14 protein-coding genes are annotated in these 14677 nt (G+C 63.4%); 9 read left to right on the forward strand and 5 right to left on the reverse strand.

The genetic code is table 11. The features are described from left to right. The 5 genes from AWB80_RS27355 to AWB80_RS27375 form a co-directional block, all read left to right on the forward strand. Positions 1–1574 (forward strand): FUSC family protein (locus AWB80_RS27355; protein WP_061177807.1); only part of this gene is annotated, 1574 nt, incomplete at its 5' end. Continuing rightward, on the forward strand, positions 1571–1780 hold the full coding sequence (locus tag AWB80_RS27360; RefSeq protein ID WP_061159180.1) for a DUF1656 domain-containing protein: 210 nt from the start codon (positions 1571–1573) through the stop codon (positions 1778–1780). The genes AWB80_RS27355 and AWB80_RS27360, both read left to right, overlap by 4 nt. Next, complete coding sequence (locus AWB80_RS27365; protein ID WP_061177808.1) at positions 1777–2730, forward strand: efflux RND transporter periplasmic adaptor subunit; 954 nt, start codon at positions 1777–1779, stop codon at positions 2728–2730. The genes AWB80_RS27360 and AWB80_RS27365 overlap by 4 nt, the downstream gene beginning before the upstream one ends. After that, positions 2727–4172, forward strand: coding sequence for an efflux transporter outer membrane subunit (locus tag AWB80_RS27370; protein WP_061177809.1), 1446 nt, complete (start codon positions 2727–2729; stop codon positions 4170–4172). The genes AWB80_RS27365 and AWB80_RS27370 overlap by 4 nt, the downstream gene beginning before the upstream one ends. A gap of 8 nt (positions 4173–4180) precedes the next feature. Continuing rightward, complete coding sequence (locus AWB80_RS27375) at positions 4181–4678, forward strand: SRPBCC family protein (RefSeq protein ID WP_061177904.1); 498 nt, start codon at positions 4181–4183, stop codon at positions 4676–4678. Positions 4679–4689: 11 nt separating this feature from the next. Here the strand turns inward: AWB80_RS27375 and glcC are convergent, their stop codons facing one another. Then, on the reverse strand, positions 4690–5454 hold the full coding sequence (gene glcC / locus AWB80_RS27380; protein WP_087131639.1) for a transcriptional regulator GlcC: 765 nt from the start codon (positions 5452–5454) through the stop codon (positions 4690–4692). A 208-nt stretch (positions 5455–5662) separates the two neighbouring features. Here glcC and glcD point away from each other — a divergent pair, with 208 nt between their 5' ends. From glcD to glcF, 3 genes are read left to right on the forward strand one after another with little or no spacing between them, the layout of a single operon-like run. Further along, on the forward strand, positions 5663–7162 hold the full coding sequence (gene glcD / locus AWB80_RS27385) for a glycolate oxidase subunit GlcD (protein ID WP_061177811.1): 1500 nt from the start codon (positions 5663–5665) through the stop codon (positions 7160–7162). After that, positions 7162–8229 carry a glycolate oxidase subunit GlcE gene (gene glcE / locus AWB80_RS27390; RefSeq protein WP_061177812.1) on the forward strand — a complete coding sequence of 356 codons (1068 nt, stop codon included), beginning with the start codon at positions 7162–7164 and terminating at the stop codon, positions 8227–8229. Before glcD ends, glcE begins: the two co-directional genes overlap by 1 nt. A 22-nt stretch (positions 8230–8251) precedes the next feature. Next, positions 8252–9469 (forward strand): glycolate oxidase subunit GlcF, encoded by a 1218-nt coding sequence (gene glcF, locus AWB80_RS27395; protein WP_061177813.1) that lies wholly within the window; start codon positions 8252–8254, stop codon positions 9467–9469. 5 nt (positions 9470–9474) lie between these two features. Here glcF and AWB80_RS27400 read toward each other — a convergent pair whose 3' ends face one another. The 4 genes from AWB80_RS27400 to AWB80_RS27415 form a co-directional block, all read right to left on the reverse strand. Next, entirely contained in the window at positions 9475–11610 is a 2136-nt protein-coding gene (locus tag AWB80_RS27400; protein WP_061177814.1) for an FUSC family protein, read from the reverse strand. A gap of 15 nt (positions 11611–11625) precedes the next feature. Continuing rightward, a complete protein-coding gene (locus AWB80_RS27405; RefSeq protein ID WP_061177815.1) occupies positions 11626–12528 on the reverse strand; it encodes an efflux RND transporter periplasmic adaptor subunit in 903 nt (300 codons plus the stop codon). A gap of 83 nt (positions 12529–12611) precedes the next feature. After that, a complete protein-coding gene (locus AWB80_RS27410) occupies positions 12612–13091 on the reverse strand; it encodes a nuclear transport factor 2 family protein (protein WP_061177816.1) in 480 nt (159 codons plus the stop codon). A gap of 12 nt (positions 13092–13103) precedes the next feature. After that, positions 13104–13925, reverse strand: a complete 822-nt coding sequence (locus AWB80_RS27415; RefSeq protein ID WP_061177817.1) for an alpha/beta fold hydrolase — start codon at positions 13923–13925, stop codon at positions 13104–13106. A gap of 144 nt (positions 13926–14069) precedes the next feature. Here AWB80_RS27415 and AWB80_RS27420 point away from each other — a divergent pair, with 144 nt between their 5' ends. After that, complete coding sequence (locus tag AWB80_RS27420; RefSeq protein WP_244206757.1) at positions 14070–14672, forward strand: DUF1003 domain-containing protein; 603 nt, start codon at positions 14070–14072, stop codon at positions 14670–14672. The last annotated feature ends 5 nt before the right edge of the window (positions 14673–14677 follow it).

Consider the following 14677-nt stretch of genomic DNA (forward strand, 5'->3'; position numbering starts at 1 on the left):
GAACGGACGCTTGGTTTCGCGACGCCGCGTTCTACGCGTGCGAGACGCTTTCCGGACATGTCGCGGGCGCATCGATCTCGGCAGCGCGCCAGCGGCTCGCGGCGACCGTCAACGGGCTCGAACTGCTGCTGAGCCAGCTGACCTACGATCACACGCGGCCCGACATCATCCGCCGGGCGCGCGCATTGCAGGGCCGCATGCAGATCTTTCTGCCGCTGATTTCGTCGATGGCGGATCCGCTCATCGAACTCATCGACAAGCACGGCACGCATCCGGAAGGGCTCGAAGCGCTGCTCAAGGACGTGGCCGCGTGGGTGGGCTCGCCGGTGCCGCGCGCCGTGCAGGACATCGAGAACGATCGCGCGCCGGATGCGCTGCGCGAACGCATCCATGCGATGCGTCCGTCCGTCGAGGCGCTGGCAAGCGCGGACGGCGCGCTGCTGTCGAATGCGTTGTGGCGTCTCGGCCAGGTCATCGACGTCTGGCAGGACATTCGCGCGTTGCGCGCCGCGATTCTCAACGAAACCAGCGAATGGCGGCCGCATTTCCGCCACTGGCGTCTCGGCGGCACGGCGCGCTTTTTCGATCGCGGCATGATGCTCTTTTCGACGGGCGTCGCGGTGAGTGCGATCATCGTCGCGTGCGGACTGTGGATCGAATCGGGCTGGAACGATGGCGCCGGCGCCGTGACGCTCGCCGCCGTCGCGTGCTGCTTCTTCGCCGCGCTCGACGAGCCCGCGCCGCAAGTGTTCACGTTCTTTCTCGCGACCTGCATGAGCGTCGTGTTCGCCGGCCTCTATGTGTTCGCCGTCCTGCCGCACGTACACGACTTTCCAATGCTCGTGCTGATTTTCTCGGTGCCGTTTCTGATCATCGGCACGCTGATTCCGCGGCCGCGCTTCACGCTCGTGACCATGTTGACGGCCGTGAACACCGCGACGTTCATCAGCATTCAAAGCGCCTATGAAGCGAACTTCTTCGTGTTCATCAACAGCAATCTCGCGGGCGTCGCGGGGCTGCTGTTCGCGTTCATCTGGACGCGCATGACGCGTCCGTTCGGCGCGGAACTGGCCGCCGCGCGGCTCACGCGTTCGGCCTGGGCGGATATCGTGCTGAGCGCGTCGTCGGCGGAAGTGATCGAGGATCAGCGCAATCTCTATGCGCGCATGCTCGACAGACTGATGCAACTCCTGCCGCGACATGCCGCGACGGACTCGCATCGTCATCCGTCGATCGAGAGCTTCCGCGATTTCCGCGTCGCCCTCAATGCGCTCGATCTGCGCCGCACGCGCCGCAAGCTGCCGGTCGAATTGCAGAGCTCCGTCGACATCGTGCTCGACGCATTGCGCCATTACTTCGAGATGTGCATCGCGCGGCGCGCGCGTCAGCCGGTGCCTGCCGAACTCATTCGCAACATCGATACGGCGAGCGCGCAGGTCACGTCGCGCGCCATCACGAACGCGCAGGATGTTATCGCGGAGAAATGGCTGCGCGATACCTTGCACGCGCTGGTCGGCATGCGCCTGTCGCTGCATCCGCCCGCAACGCCACCTTCACCGGACAGCCATACATGATCGGCGAAATCGACATTCTCGGCGTGTTCGTGCCCGCCGTGCTCGTGCTGATGTTCATCGCCTATCTGGTGAATCTGGCGATCCGCACCGTGCTCGCGCGCGTCGGTTTCTATCGCTTCGTGTGGCACCGTTCCATTTTCGATCTCGGCATCTATGTTCTGGTGCTGGGTGTTGTCGTCATCGTTTCGCAGCGGCTCATCTCGTGAAAAAAACCTGGTTCTCTCTCGGGCAGATTCTGCTTACGCTCATCGTCGTCGCGATTGCGTGCGTCGTGTTGTGGAAGCTCGTCGACTACTACATGTTCGCGCCGTGGACGCGCGACGGCCACGTGCGCGCCGACGTGATCCAGGTCGCGCCCGACGTGTCCGGCCTCATCACCGACGTAAAGGTGGTCGACAATCAGCAGGTCAGGAAAGGCGACGTGCTCTTCGTGATCGATCAGGCGCGCTATGCACTGGCGTTGCGCAACGCACAGGCCACCGCCCAGCAACGCCGCGCGACGCTCGATCAGGCACGCCGCGAAGATGCGCGCAATCGCGCGCTCGGCAATCTCGTCGCGCGTGAAGTCGTCGAGGAAACGCATTCGCGCGTCGAGCAGGCGACCGCCGCGCTCGCCGATGCCGATGTCGCGATCGATACCGCGCGTCTCAATCTGCAACGCACGGAGATTGTCAGTCCCGTCGATGGTTATCTGAACGATCGCGCGCCGCGCGTCGGCGAATTCGTGTCGGCGGGGCGCGCGGTGCTCTCGGTCGTCGACATGCATTCGTTCCGCGTCGATGGCTACTTCGAGGAAACGAAGCTGGGCGGCATCGATATTGGTCAGCCTGTCGATATCAAGGTGATGGGCGAACCAGGCATTCTGCGTGGACACGTGCAGAGCATCGTCGCGGCGATCGAGGATCGGGATCGTCAGCAAAGCGCGAGTCTGCTGCCGAACGTGAATCCCGCGTTCAGTTGGGTGCGTCTCGCGCAGCGCATTCCGGTGCGCGTGACGCTCGATGAAATTCCGGCGGACTTTCGCATGATCGCGGGCCGCACGGCGACGGTGTCGGTGCGCGGCATCGGGCCGAAGATCGGCAAGCGCGCGGCGTCGGAGACGTCTCCGGCATCCGCGCCCGCACCGACTTCGAGCGTGTCGGGCGCGTCGCAATGAAAGCCATCGCCATCGCTGCTTCGTCGGCTATCGCGCTGATCGGCTGCACGACCGTCGGACCGAACTACACGCTGCCCGAAAACGCCGCGCGCAACGCGCCCTATGCGAACGCCGCCATCGACGGCGCGGATCAGGCGCCCGTCACGCAGGGCACGGTGCCTGCGAAATGGTGGCGTCTCTATGACGATCCCGTCGTCGATCAGCTCGTCACTCAGGCGCTCGCATCGAATACCGATCTGCGCGTGGCCGCCGCGAATCTCGCACGCTCGCGCGCCGAAGTCGAATTCGCGAATCAGCAAGGCGGTTTCTCGGGCAAGACATCGGCGGCGTTTCAGCGCGCGCAGGAATCGGCGGAGCAGTATCTGTTGACGGAGAAACTTCCAGTCGTCAATGAAGGCGTGCTCGATCTTTCGATCTCCTACGAAATCGATCTGTTCGGCAAGCTCAAGCGCGGCGCCGAAGCGGCGAACGCCGACGATGAAGCCGTCGAAGCCGCGCAGGATCTCGCGCGCGTCACGGTAGTCGCGGATGTCGTACGCGCGTATGTCGAATCGTGCTCGGCGGCGGAAGAACTGGAGATCGCGCGCAAGTCGCTCAACCTGCAGAAGCAGCGCGTGCAGCTCACGCAACGTCTGCGCGACGCGGGCCGCGGCAATCAGTCGGAAGTCACGCGCGGACAGACGCAAGCCGATACCCTCGCCGCCGACATCCCGCGCTTCGTCGCGCGCCGCCGCGTCGCGCAATATCGGCTCGCGATGCTGCTCGCGCGCGCGCCCGCCGACTTGCCGAAAGCCGCCCTCGCCTGCAAGAAGCTGCCGAAACTGCGCGCGCCGATCCCCGTCGGCGATGGCGCCGCGCTGCTCAAGCGCCGCCCCGACGTGCGTCAGGCGGAGCGTCAGCTTGCGTCATCGACGGCGCGCATCGGCGTCGCAACGGCGGCGTTGTATCCATCGGTGAGCCTCGGTGCGTCGGTGGGATCGGTCGGCATCGCGGAAGATCTGTTCGGCGCGAACACGAACCGCTGGGCGTTCGGGCCGCTCATCAGCTGGAGCTTTCCGATCAACGGTCAGCGCGCCCGCGTGCATCAGGCCGAAGCGGCGACGAGCGGCGCGCTCGCGCGTTTCGACGGCGTCGTGCTCAAGGCGCTGGAGGAAACGCAGAGCAGCCTCGCAACCTATGCATCCGACACCACGCGCGCCGACGCGTTGCGCACCGCCTACAAGTCCGCGATTCAATCGGCGGATGAGACCAATCGTCTGTATCGGGCGGGCCGCGAGTCCTTCCTCAACGATCTCGACGCGACGCGCACGTTGACCGGCGTCGCGGCGCAGGTGGCGGCGGCCGAAAGTCAGGTCGCGATCGATCAGGTGAACCTGTTCCGTGCGCTCGGCGGCGGCTGGGAAACCGACGAAGCCATCGCGCAGAATGCGAAGGAAAAATGAGGCGAAACGTGCGCGCCAGCGAATACCGGTTCGTTACCGTCTGGAGAATCGCAGCGCCGCTTCAATGCGTGTGGGACGCCATCCACGATCCGGCGGCGTGGCCGCAATGGTGGACGTGTGTCGAACGCGTGATCGAAGTGGAAAGCGGCCCGGACGATGGCGTCGGCGCGTTGCATCGATATACGTGGAAGGGACGCTTGCCGTATCGCGTGCGCTTCGACATGCGTGTCACGCGCGTCGAGCCGCTCGTATCGCTCGAAGGCGAGGCGAGCGGCGATGTCGAAGGCTTTGGGTGCTGGCGGTTTTCATCGCAGAATGATATTGCCATCGTGCGATACGAATGGCGCGTGCGTACCGGCCGTGGGTGGATGAATCTGCTCGCGCCCATCGCGCGGCCGCTGTTCAGATGGAATCACGATTACGTGATGCAGCAAGGCGGCGAAGCGCTTGCGCGGCGGCTCGGCGCGCGGCTCGTGGGCATCGATCATGGCGGCCCGGATAGCTGAGTTATCGCCCCTCAACCCCACCCTTCCAGCCGCAACGTCGAACGCACGAGCCGTTCTTCCTCTTTTTCGATTTCCGCGAGACTCTCGCGCACGCTCTTGACGTGCAGGCTCGCCGCGCGACGCGCCTGCTCCGGCAGCTTGCCGGTTACGGCATTGTATAAACGCGCGTGCTGACGATCGATCAGACGCTTCTGCGGCTCTCGGTGATAGAGATTGTTCACCGACGCGAACACGGCGCTCAGCATCAGATCGTTGAGCATGCCGAGCGTGTGCACCAGCACCGCATTGTGCGATGCCTCGCAGATCGCCAGATGAAACGCGTGATCGAGCCGCGCATGCGTCGATGCGTCGGTGTCGTGGATATCGGCGGCGGCGAGTTCTTCGTAGCGACGCCGGATCATGATGTGATCGGCTTGCGTGCCGCGCAGCGCGGCAAGACGCGCCGCCTCCGCTTCCAGCATCTCGCGCACTTCCAGCAGATCGTAGAGCGTGCGCGGTTGCGATCCGAGCAGATGCATCATCGGCGTCTGCGCAGGCTCGGCCGTCAGTCTCGCGACGATCGAACCCTTGCCTTGCGAGGTTTCGATCAGTCCCCTCGCCCGCAGAACCTTCAGCCCCTCGCGCAGCGCGGTGCGCGAGACGCCGAGCTTTTCGGTCAGCCGCCGTTCGGACGGCAGGGTCTGCCCGACCTTCAGCACGCCGTCGACGATCAGCGCCTCGATGCGCTCGACGACCACGTCCGCGAGTTTTCGTCTGCTTTCTTCCGCTTCCATCATTGCGCCCGTCACTGGTATTACCAGCTTGAAATGCTAGCACGGCGATGGTCAAAGCGCCTCAGTCTCCTGCAATAGCAGTCACGTTTCTGTCGATAAACACCAATCCTATCGATTCAAGAAACTGGTAATACCAGTGGAAAAACAATCGACATGGCTGCGCAGACCCGGAAGAATCGCCAAAAAACACACGTGGCCACGGAGACATCGCATGACCTACGCCTACGACGAACGGCTCGACGGGCCGCTCGCCGATCACGACAAATCCGTGATCGTGCGCGATCTGCACGCGCTGCTTCCCGATCTGCAATTGCTGCACGCGAAGGAAGACCTGCGTCCCTTCGAATGCGACGGCCTTTCCGCCTATCGCATCACGCCGATGCTCGTGGCGCTGCCCGCAACCATCGACGAGGTTCAGACGCTGCTCAAATACGCGAACGCGCATGGCGTGCCGGTGGTCGCGCGCGGCGCGGGCACGGGTCTTTCAGGCGGCGCGTTGCCGCTCGAAAAAGGCATTCTTCTGGTGATGTCGCGCTTCAATCGCATCCTCGATATCGACGCGCAAGCCTGCACCGCGCGTGTGCAACCGGGCGTGCGCAATCTCGCGATCTCGCAGGCAGCCGCGCCGCACGGCCTCTATTACGCGCCCGATCCGTCATCGCAGATTGCGTGCTCGATCGGCGGCAATGTCGCGGAAAACGCGGGCGGCGTGCACTGCCTCAAGTACGGGCTTACGGTCCACAACATCCTTCGCGTGGAGGTCGTGACGATCGACGGTGAACGTCTCACGCTCGGCTCCGAAGCGCTCGACGCGCCCGGCTTCGATCTGCTTGCGCTCATCACCGGATCGGAAGGCATGCTGGGCGTAGTGGTCGAAGTGACCGTCAAACTCCTGACGAAGCCACAAAGCGCGAAAGTGCTGCTCGCGAGCTTCGACGACATCGAGAACGCCGGCGATGCCGTTGCGCAGATCATCGCGGCAGGCGTGATTCCCGGCGGCCTGGAAATGATGGACAACCTCGCGATCCGCGCCGCCGAGGACTTCATTCACGCAGGCTATCCCGTCGATGCACAAGCGCTGCTGCTCTGCGAAGTCGATGGCGCGGAATCGGATGTCGACGAAGATTGCGCGCGCGTCGACGCATTACTGCGCACGGCGGGCGCGACCGAGATTCGCCTCGCCGCCAACGAAGCGGAACGTCAGCGCTTCTGGGCGGGCCGCAAGAACGCCTTTCCCGCTGTAGGCCGCATTTCGCCCGATTATTACTGCATGGACGGCACGATTCCGCGCCGCGAACTGTCGCGCGTGCTGCGCGGCATCGCGGATCTGTCGGTGCAATACGGACTGCGCGTCGCCAACGTGTTTCATGCGGGCGACGGCAACATGCATCCCCTCATTCTCTTCGATGCCAATGCGCCCGGCGAGATGGACCGCGCCGAAGCCATCGGCGCGCGCATTCTCGAACTGTGCGTGGAAGTGGGCGGCAGCATCACGGGCGAGCATGGCGTCGGCCGCGAGAAGATCAACCAGATGTGCGCGCAGTTCAACAGCGACGAACTCACGTTCTTTCATGCCGTGAAGGCCGCATTCGATCCCTCGGGCTTGCTGAACCCCGGCAAGAACGTGCCGACGCTGCATCGCTGCGCGGAGTTCGGCGCGATGCATGTGCATCACGGCGCCCTGCCTCATCCCGAACTGGAGCGCTTCTGATGCGACGCGACCTCATTTCCATCGACGACAGCGCGCGACTCGTCGATCAAGTGCAATACGCGATCGCACGCAAGGCGCCACTGCGCATACGCGGCGGCGACAGCAAGGCGTCGCTCGGCACGCCCGTGCATGGTGACGAGATCGACACGCGCTCGCATCGCGGCATCGTGAGCTACGAGCCGAGCGAGCTCGTGATCACCGCACGCGCGGGCACGCCGCTCGCGGAACTGAACGCGATCCTCGACGAAGCCGACCAAATGCTGCCCTGCGAGCCGCCGACATTCGGCGAAACCGCGACGCTCGGCGGCGTCGTCGCGGCGGGACTGTCGGGACCGCGCCGTCCGTGGGCCGGATCGGTCCGCGATTTTCTGCTCGGGTGCCGCATCGTCACGGGCGAAGGCAAGCATCTGCGCTTCGGCGGCCAGGTGATGAAGAACGTCGCCGGATACGATGTATCGCGCTTGATGAGCGGCAGCTTCGGATGCCTCGGGCTGATCACGGAAGTCTCGTTGAAGGTACTGCCCAGGCCGCGCGAAATAAAGCACCTTTCTCTCGCGCTCGAAGCTGGCGAAGCGATGCGCGAGCTCGCAACATGGCGCAAGTCGGCTTTGCCGGTGACGGGTGCATGCCACGTCGATAACCGCCTGCATGTGCGTCTCGAAGGCGGCGCGGGCTCGGTGCGCGCGGCGGTGGACCGCATCGGCGGACAACATCAGGATGCGCAGTTCTGGTCCGATCTGCGCGAACAGCGTCTGCCCTTCTTCAGCGACGAGCGTCCGTTGTGGCGTCTGTCCCTGCCGAACGATACGGCGCTCATCGACATGCCCGGCACAGTCGTGCTCGACTGGGGCGGCGCGCAGCGCTGGCTCAAGAGCGATGCGAACGCCGACGTCATTCGCGGCATCGCGAGCGCGGCGGGTGGCCACGCCACGTGCTTCATGCCGACTGCCGCAGCCGATCCGTTTCATCCGCTCGCCGCGCCGCTCATGCGCTTTCACCGGCAACTGAAGCAACGCCTCGATCCGCACGGCATATTCAATCCCGGCCGCATGTACGCGGACTACTGACGCTTTCCCCGACAGGCACCCCATGCAAACGAATCTCAGCGACGAAGCCAGAACGCTCGCACGCGCGAAGGAAGCCGAAGACATCCTGCGTTCGTGCGTGCATTGCGGCTTCTGCAATGCAACGTGCCCGACCTATCAGTTGCTGGGCAACGAACTCGACGGCCCGCGCGGGCGCATCTATCTCATCAAGCAGATGCTCGAAGGCGAACCCGTCACCGACAAGACGCAGTTGCATCTGGACCGCTGTCTGACCTGCCGCAATTGCGAAACGACGTGTCCTTCGGGCGTCACGTATCACGCGCTGCTCGATATCGGCCGCGCGGAACTGGATCGCCGCGTGCGGCGTTCCGCACGCGAGCGCATGTTGCGCAAGGGTCTGCGTGTTGTGATACCGCGCCCCGTCGTGTTCGATACGCTCCTGAAGGCGGGTCGTCTCGCGCGTCCGTTGATGCCGCATGCGCTGCAGCAGAAGATTCCGGCGAAGACTATTGCGGCGAAGTCGCGGCCGACGGCAAGACATGCGCGCCGCGTGCTGATGCTCGAAGGATGCGTGCAGCCTTCGCTGTCACCCAACACCAATGCCGCAGCCGCGCGCGTGCTCGATCGTCTCGGCATCAGCGTCATCGATGCGCCGCGCGCGGGCTGTTGCGGCGCGACCGACTATCACCTCGACGCGCAGGAAGCGGGGTTGATGCGTGCGCGCCGCAATATCGACGCATGGTGGCCCGCCATCGAAGCAGGCGCGGAAGCGATCCTGCAGACCGCGAGCGGCTGCGGCGCGTTCGTGAAGGAATACGGACACTTGCTGCGCGACGATCCGCACTATGCTGCGAAGGCTGCGCGCGTGAGCACATTGACGCGCGATCTCGTGGAAGTGCTCGGAGCCGAACCGCTCGATGCGCTTCACGCCGGCGAGCGCCGCCGTATCGCGTTTCATTGTCCCTGCACCTTGCAGCATGCGCAGAAGCTCGGCGGCGCGGTGGAAGCGATTCTCGCGCGTCTGGGCTACGACCTCACCGCCGTGCCCGATGCCCACCTGTGCTGCGGATCGGCGGGAACGTATTCGATCACGCAACCCGCGTTATCGACGCAACTGCGCGACCGCAAGATGGATGCGCTCGAAAGCGGCGCACCCGAGATGATCGTCACCGCGAACATCGGTTGTCAGACGCATCTCGCGGGCGCGGGTCGCACGGGCGTGCGTCACTGGATCGAACTGGTCGAAGACGCGATGCGATAACGCGTTCACGTCGCAAACGGCGCGTCGCGATCGAGCAGCACGCTGCGCATGAAATGCAGGCGCGCAAGCATCCGGCGCATGTGCGGAATGTCGTGAGTCGAACCGCCCATCGTTTCGATGATTCGCATCGCATGCTCCGCCTGCTTGTCGATCGCGCGAATGGCTTCGTTGCGATGAGGTTTTGATGGCATGTCGAAGAGCATCATAAGAGTTCGCATCGTCGCCTCTGTGGATGCATGCCAGTCCGCGCGCACGATGCGGATCGCCTGTGCATCGCGACTTTCCGCTCGAAGCTCGATCGACGCATGCCCGACTTCGAGCACGGCCAGAATCCACGCCAGCGCTTCAAAATACTGCGCATTCGATTGCGGCAGGAGCGCGCGAATCTGCGCGGTGATATCGTGCGTGCCCGACTGGAAAATTTGCTTGAGGTCTTCCAGCGGCGCAGCACATGCAACATCGATCTGATGTCGCAAGTCGCGGATCAACGCCGCGATACGCCACGGCTTCTCGGCGGGATACACGAACGCGTACGCTACCGCGCAGGCCAGCATCGCAAGCGTGAGCGCGATGCCGTCGTTCAGCAGCGGCTCGGGCGCATAGCGGATCACGCGGTCCGGTCCGCCGAGCACGCAGAAGAAGATGCAGAAGCTCAGGCCGAAGCCCGTAAACTTCGGACGCGTGGCGAGAAACGCACCGAGCCCGAGCAAGGGTGTCAGCACGAAGCACAACAGCGGAAAGCCTTCGATCGCCGGATAGACGTAGCAGAGCACGAGATAGCCGGCCAACGTGGCCGTTGCCGCGCCCGAAGCCATCTGCAACGAGAACCTGATCGGCGTCGGTGAATTCGATCCCAATGCGCAGACTGCCGCCGCGCCGATGATCGAATAGCCGCCGCTCGGCCAGTCGCTCGACAGCCACAATGCGCCGATCGTGCCGAGCACGGCGCATGTCATCAGAAACGTCACGACGATGACGTTCCTGTTCGTCACGAAGACGCGCTTCAGTTCCGTCTCTTCAAATACATGCTTCTGGAAAACGAGCGAAACAAAGGTCTCGGCATAGTTCGAACACGCCGCCACATAGCCGGACAACAATTGAACCGCGGTATCGAAATCGAGCAGTTGTTGCTGGTTCGCCGTGCGTTCGAGCGCCTTGCGATCGGCTTCGACGCGTTCGACAAGCTGCACGCGAAACCTCGCAACGAGCGCGGCTCGACGAGAGAGGAAGGCATCATCGACGAGACCGGCATCGCACTTCACGATCAACAGATTCGCCAAATCCGCGCAATAAGACGCGACGAGATCGGTCGCGTGGCATCGACGACACGTCTCGACCATCGATACGAAGCGATGCAACGCATGCAGTCGCGTGCACAGTTCCATGAACGCGTTGTTGAGTCGCGCAAGACGCCGAGAGCGTGAACGCACCTCCGGGTCTTCGAACGAAGCGAACGCGCGCGTCGCTTCGAAGCCGACCACGCTGTCGATGAACTCGCCATACTTCAGCCGAAATCGGTCCCGGTCGATTTCACCGCGCAACGCCTGCGCCGCGAAGTTGGAGAACGAAACGAAACGCTCGCGACGAATATGCTTCAGCCGCGTCGACGACCATTGCGGCAGCACGATCGCACTGATCACGCCGCAGCAGACGATGCCGAGCAGCACCGCAACGGAGCGATTCAGCGCAGCGATGAAGAGCCCGTTCGGATCAGACACGCTCGGAATGCCGATGAGCGCCGCCGTGTACCCCGCCAGCACGAACGCATACCAGCGAAAGTTTCGATAGCGCAGCGCTGCGGCCGTACACAGCGAAACCCAGAGCGTCATCGCGCCGATATAGAGCGGCGGCTGTTGCGGAAACAGCGCCCCGAGCAAGACCGCGACGATCGTCCCGATGATCGTGCCGAGCATCCGGTACACGCTCTTCGACAGCACCATGCCGCTTTGCGGTTGCATCAGCACGAACACGGTCGCCATCGCGGTGCGTGGCGTGGGAATTTCGAGCTTCATCGCAATGCCCATCGCGAGGAAGGCTGCGCTCAGCGTCTTCGCGAGATGCAGCCACACGAGGCCATCGGTAGCGGCCCAATGAGCAAGGTGCACGCGCAGGCCGGAGCTTCGCGAATAGCTCGCGTCCATGTGTCGTGCCTCGCCTTACAGCGCGCGCTGCACGCGGGCCATGAAATGCCCCGGCGTCGCGCCTCGATCGACGACGACGGTGCATGTCGTGCCCGCAGTCAACTCGACGCCTTGTGGCACGCTGTCGATACCGATACGCACCGGCACGCGCTGCGCGAGACGCACCCAGTTGAACACGGGATCGACGTTGGCGGTGAGGTCCATGCTCTGCGGATTCTCGCGATCGTAGATACCGCGCGCGATGCTTTCCACATGACCTCTCAGCAACGTACCGCTCATCAGACGGATAGCCACTGCGCGGCCGACTTTCACTTCCGGCAGTTTCGTTTCCTCGAAATAGCCATAGACCCAGAAGGAATTGCGATCCACGACCGCGAGCTTCGGCGTGGCGATGGTCGCGTAGTCGCCCTGCCATGTGTTCAGGTTCGTCACGTAACCATCGACTGGAGACACGACGCGCGTGCGCGAGAGATTCAATCTGGCCGCATCGAGCGCGGCAAGCGCCTGATCGTAAGCGGCCTTTGCCGCGTCCGCCTGAAAGCCCGAATTCTGCTTCACTTCCTCGGAGACGACTTCGTTCTCCAGCGCCGCGCGGCGCTTCGCGTCATCGCGGCGGAGCGCCAGTTCCGCCCTGCTCGCGGCGACTTTCGCCTCGGCCTCGTCCACCGCGATCCGATAGTGCGACTGATCGATCTGCATCAGGAGATCGCCCTTTCTGACGAACTCGTTGTCATGCACCGGCACGCCGACGATCATGCCCGATACATCCGGCGCGATGGTGACGACGTCCGCGTGGATGCGCCCATCGCGCGTCCACGGCGCATACATGTAGTGATCCCACAAGGTCTTGCCGATGAACGCGGCCATCAGAAAGAACGCCATCGTCGCGAAGACGCTCCAGATTCGCTTGACCTTCATCACGCCCTCTCATCGATGACACATGCGAAGCCACGCCGCACAGCGATGCGCGCGGCGCGGCTCATCACGGAAGACTCACACGCTCAAAGCCCGAGTTCGCTCAGGCCCGGATGATCGTCAGGCCTTCGACCGAGCGGCCAATGAAACTTGCGCTCGCTTTCGGTGATCGGCACGTCGTTGATGCTCGCGTGACGATGATTCATCAGGCCGTCGAAGCCGAATTCCCAGTTCTCGTTGCCGTAGGAACGAAACCAGTTGCCAGCATCGTCGCGCCATTCATAGGCGAAACGAACGGCGATGCGATTCCCGCCGAAGGCCCACAATTCCTTGATCAACCGATAGTCGAATTCCTTGCGCCATTTCCTGTCGAGAAACGCGCGCACATCCTCGCGGCCGTGCACGAACTCCGCGCGGTTGCGCCATTGCGTGTCGCGCGCATAGACGTGAGACACGCGATCTGGATCGCGCGAATTCCAGCCGTCTTCAGCCTGCCTCACTTTCTCGATGGCCGTCTCGCGCGAGAACGGAGGAAGCGGCGGACGAGACTCCGAAGTGTTGACCATGACGCCGCTCCCTTACTTGCGAATGAATGAGAGCAGGTTCTCGTTGACCGCATCCGCGTGCGTCGTGCACATGCCGTGCGGCGCGCCGGGGATGATGGTGAGCGAGCCATCGGGAACGATCTTGGCGGAGAGCTTGCCGGAATCGTCGATCGGCACGATCTGGTCCGCGTCGCCTTGCAGCACGAGCGTCGGCACGGTCATCTTCTTCAGATCTTCGGTGAAGTCCGTTTCCGAGAATGCCTTGATGCAGTCGTACGCGCTCTTGATCGAGCATTGCATGCCCGCGAGCCAGAACCACTCGATCGTGCCTTGCGAGACTTTCGCGCCCTCGCGATTGAAGCCGAAGAACGGCGTCGCCAGTTCCTTGAAGAATTGCGAGCGGTTTTCGATCACGCCACGGCGAATGTCGTCGAACACGGAAAGCGGCAGGCCGCCGGGATTCGCTTCGGTCTTGAGCATCAGCGGCGGCACCGCCGAGATCAGCACGGCCTTCTTCACGCGCTTCGTGCCGTGACGGCCGATATAGCGCGCCACTTCTCCGCCGCCCGTTGAATGGCCGATGAACACCGCGTCCTTCACGTCGAGATGATCGACGAGTTCGGCGAGATCGTCCGCATAGCGGCTCATGTCGTTGCCGTCCCACGGCTGGCTCGAACGGCCGTGGCCGCGCCGGTCATGCGCGATCACGCGATAGCCGCGCTGCGCGAGATACATCATTTGCGAGTCCCACGCGTCCGCGTTGAGCGGCCAGCCATGAGAGAAGACGACGGGCTGGCCCGAGCCCCAGTCCTTGTAGAACAGTTCGGTTCCGTCTTTCAGTGTGAATGTGGCCATTGCTGATACTCCTTCGAGATGCTGGATTGACGCGGCGGGTCCGTCGCGTATGAGAGGAGTATTCACGGGGCCGGGAGACAGGTCTTTTCGATGCAACCGGTGTTTTAGCGTACGCACGGTGGCGCATTTTCACGCTATCGCGTCGTGCTGGCGCGCATCGACGCGTGGCTTTTCGAAACGCTTGGTGCGCGTCCGAAGCTAGAGTGCGATGCAGACAACTCCACGCTATTCATCGCCAACATGAAGGTCGACCAGGACGACAACAGCGCTTCAGACCGCGATCATCTGCGCTTTCAATTGCCGTATCTGCATCTGACGAGCGCGTTCGGCAACGACTGGTTCGCGTTGAAGGCCGAAGCGTTCGCACGCTTCTTCGGCACGCCGACGTTCCTGCTCGCGCAGACGTTGATCGTCGTCGTGTGGATCGCGCTGAACGTGATGCGCGTCATTCATTTCGATCCGTATCCGTTCGTGTTGCTGAATCTCGCGTTCAGTCTTCAGTCGGCCTATGCCGCGCCGATGATCCTGCTCGCCCAGACCCGCCAGGCCGATCGCGACAAGGCATTCTCGGATGCGGATGCGCGGCACCGCGAAGCGCTCGCACTGGCCTCGCAGCGGCGCGACAAGGCGCTCGCGCGTCAAACGGCGCAGATCGAAACGCTGTTACGACAGAACACCGAATTCACCGCGCTTACGCGCGAACTGGCGGAGCAGATCGCCGCATTGGTGAAACACAACGTGAATTAACCGCG

It is taken from the genome of Caballeronia pedi (assembly GCF_001544915.2).
GTDB lineage: Bacteria > Pseudomonadota > Gammaproteobacteria > Burkholderiales > Burkholderiaceae > Caballeronia > Caballeronia pedi.